Origin of the sequence: Longimicrobium sp. (assembly GCF_036554565.1) — a bacterium.
In the GTDB taxonomy this organism is placed as follows: domain Bacteria; phylum Gemmatimonadota; class Gemmatimonadetes; order Longimicrobiales; family Longimicrobiaceae; genus Longimicrobium.
In genome coordinates, this window is sequence record NZ_DATBNB010000101.1 from 1 (window position 1) to 3,314 (window position 3,314).

3 protein-coding genes are annotated in these 3,314 nt (G+C 69.9%); all 3 read left to right on the forward strand.

The window, feature by feature from the left end; genetic code table 11:
• The first annotated feature begins 181 nt into the window (after positions 1 to 181).
• Positions 182 to 580 (forward strand): Dabb family protein, encoded by a 399-nt coding sequence (locus VIB55_RS02745; RefSeq protein ID WP_331875136.1) that lies wholly within the window; start codon positions 182 to 184, stop codon positions 578 to 580.
• 195 nt (positions 581 to 775) lie between these two features.
• Positions 776 to 2,602, forward strand: coding sequence for an alpha-amylase family glycosyl hydrolase (locus VIB55_RS02750; protein ID WP_331875134.1), 1,827 nt, complete (start codon positions 776 to 778; stop codon positions 2,600 to 2,602).
• Between the two features lie 118 nt (positions 2,603 to 2,720).
• Positions 2,721 to 3,314 (forward strand): CPBP family intramembrane glutamic endopeptidase (locus VIB55_RS02755; RefSeq protein WP_331875135.1); only part of this gene is annotated, 594 nt, incomplete at its 3' end.

A 3,314-nucleotide genomic window follows, 5' to 3' on the forward strand; every position in this document is an offset into this window, starting at 1 on the left:
GGACCGAAAGCCGACGCACGCCGGCATCGATCCCTACAACTTCTACATCGACCGCAACTCAGCCGACAACGTGCTGCCGGTGAGGTAGCCGCGCCCGCGAAGCACACTTTTTTGTCTTGTTCCACTCCGTCCGGCCATGTATCGTGCCGCAATGCCGATCGAGTGTTTCGGCGTGTTCACCATGATCATGGAGGAATCAATGAAGAAGGTACGTCACATCGTGATCTTCAAGTACGCGGCGGCTGCGGCCGCCGATCAGATTCAGCAGGTGACGGATGCGCTCGCGGCCCTGACACACAAGATCCCGGGCATCAGGTCGTTCGAGCACGGCGTAAACAACAGCCCGGAAAAGAAGAACCTGGGCTTCACGCACGTCTACCAATTCACCTTCGACGACGCGGCCTCACGCGATATCTATCTGGAACATCCCGACCACATACAGTTCCAGCACTTCGTCGGCCAACTCGGCATCCTCAACGATGCGTTCGTCGTAGACTACAAGGTCGCTGTCGCCGTGGACGCGCGGCGAGATGAGCGAGACGCTCCATCCAGCACCTGTTGCCACGGGCGGCGCGACTGACGGCACCCCGAACCCCTCCTGCCACAACGGCCGCAGCCCGGTGCCCGGGGTGCGGTCGTTCTGTTTGCGGCACCGGGGCGTGCCCCACCTCGCCAACGCCGCCCCGCCTTGTCGGACGGGGCGGCGCGCGCACAGATTGCGGGCCGCGAGCAGAGACGACCGCTCGCCTCATCCACCATCCAGGGACACGACGTCATGAAGCTCCGTCTGCTCGCCGCGGCGATCGCGGCCGCGATCGCCGGTGCCGCACACGCGCAGGCGCCGGAGGTGGTCAAGGTAGATCCGCCCAACTGGTGGGCGGGCCACTCCATCAATCCCGTCCGCCTGCTCATCCGCGGCCGCAACCTGGCCGGCGCGCGCATGGAGTGCCCGCGGCTGGCGTGCGGAGACGTAAAGGTGAACGCGGCGGGGACGTACGCGTTCGTCGACGTCACGGTTGGCGACGCGGCGGCGCCGGGGCGGTACCCGCTCACCCTGCGCACGGACGGCGGCGCGGCGCAGGTGCCGTTCACCGTGTCGGCGGCGCTGCCGGCCACGGGGCGCTACCAGGGCTTCGGCCCCGACGACGTGCTGTACCTGCTGATGCCGGACCGGTTTTCCAACGGCGACCCGCGCAACGACGAGCCGGCGGTGTCGCGCGGCATCCTGGACCGCGGGGGCGCGCGGCGCTGGCACGGCGGCGACCTGGAGGGGGTACGCCAGAAGCTGCCGTACCTGCGCGACCTGGGGATCACCGCCATCTGGATGAACCCCATCTACGACAACACCAACACGCTCGACACCAAGGAAGTCTACGACGGGCAGCCGACGACCGCGTACCACGGCTACCACGCCATCGACTACTACGCGGTCGAAGAGCGCTTCGGCGACATGCAGGCGCTGCGGCGGCTGGTGGACGAGGCGCACGCGCAGGGGATCAAGATCATCCTGGACATGGTGGCCAACCACACCAGCGCCTACCACCCCTGGGTCACCGACTCGCCCACGCCCACCTGGTACAACGGCACGGCCGATCGTCACCTTTCCAACAACTGGCAGGTGTGGACGCTGGCGGACCCGAACGCCACGCCGGAGGTCCGCCGCCCGGTGCTGGAGGGGTGGTTCGTCGACATCCTGCCGGACCTGAACCAGAACGACCCCGAGGTGGCGCGCTACATCATCCAGAACACCCTGTGGTGGGCGGGGATGACGGGCATCGACGGCATCCGCCAGGACACCTGGCCGTACGTGCCGCGCTCCTTCTGGCGCGAGTGGATGGCAGCGATCCGCCGCGAGCATCCCACGATGCGCGTGGTGGGCGAGGTGTTCGACGGCGATCCGGCGACGGTGGCGTTCTTCACCGGCGGCCGCGCGCGGTGGGACGGCATGGACGACGGGGTGGATGCGCTCTTCGACTTTCCCCTCTTCTTTCCGCTGCGCCGCGCGTTCGTGGAAGGCAAGCCGCTGCGCGAGGTGGTGCAGATGCTGGGGCGCGACCACCTGTACGAGGACCCCCAGTCGATGGTGACCTTCCTGGGGCTGCACGACGTGGCGCGCTTCATGGGCGAGCAGGGTGCCTCGCACCAGGCGCTGCGTCTGGCGTACACCTTTCTGCTCACCACGCGCGGCACGCCGCTGCTGTACTACGGCGACGAGATCGGCATGGCGGGCGGCGGCGACCCCCACAACCGCCGCGACTTTCCGGGCGGGTGGCCCGGCGACCCGCGCAACGCGTTCCAGGCGTCGGGGCGCACGCCCGAGGAGCAGGCCACGTTCGCGCACGTGCAGACGCTGCTGCGGCTGCGCGCCCAGCGCGGCGAGCTGCGCCAGGGGCCGCTGGTGAACCTGCACGTGGCCGACCAGCAGTACGTCTACCGCCGGGGGGCCACCGTGGTGGCGCTGAACAACGACACCACCGCCGCCGAGGTGCGCATCCCCGCCGCGGAGCTGGGCCCGGACGTGCTGGGCCGCTGCGCGCCGCCCCGCCGCGACGGCGACGCCCTGGTCATCGCCATCCCGCCCCGCACCGGCTGCGTGTTCTGAGCGGAGCGTACGCACGCCTCTGCCGTGCGCGATTTCAGCGGGACGGACGGGCAGGAGCTGTTTTCCGGCGGGCAGGCGGCGGGACCTTCGCCTTCTTGATCGACGACCTGGAGTTCGTGTGACGGACGCGGAGGAACCGACGTACGCGGGGGCCACGAACGCCCCGGCCCAGGCGGCGCCCGCGGGGCGCCGCGGGGGATGGAGATGGGTGCTGGTTCCCGTGCTGCTGATGTTTGTGGGCGCCGGTCTGGCGTTTGCCGCCTTCACGGCGTGGCTGGGAAACGCACGCGCCGCGCGAGCGGCGGCGCTGGGCACCGGGCCCGTCATCCTGTCGCTGGTGCACGTGGCGCTCTTTGCCGTCGCCGCGCGCCAGCTGCGCCGCTCGGGGACCAGCGTGCGCGAGGTGATCGGCTACCGCCGCGAGTCGCTGGGGAGCGACGCCGGGCAGGCGTTCGCGCTGGCGGTGGGGGGCGTGGCCATCTTCATGGCCGCGCGGGCGCTGCAGGCTCCGCTGTTCGGCGACGTGCCCATCCCCTTCCACCGCTGGGCCATCGTCTGGTGGACGCTGGTCACCGGTGTGACCGCCGGCGTGGCCGAGGAGCTGTACTTCCGCGGGTTCCTGTTCCGGAGGCTGGGCTTTCTGTCCGCGCCGGCGCTGGTGGGGGTCACCAGCCTGGCCTTCTCCATGTGGCACATCGCGCCCGGCCTGCTG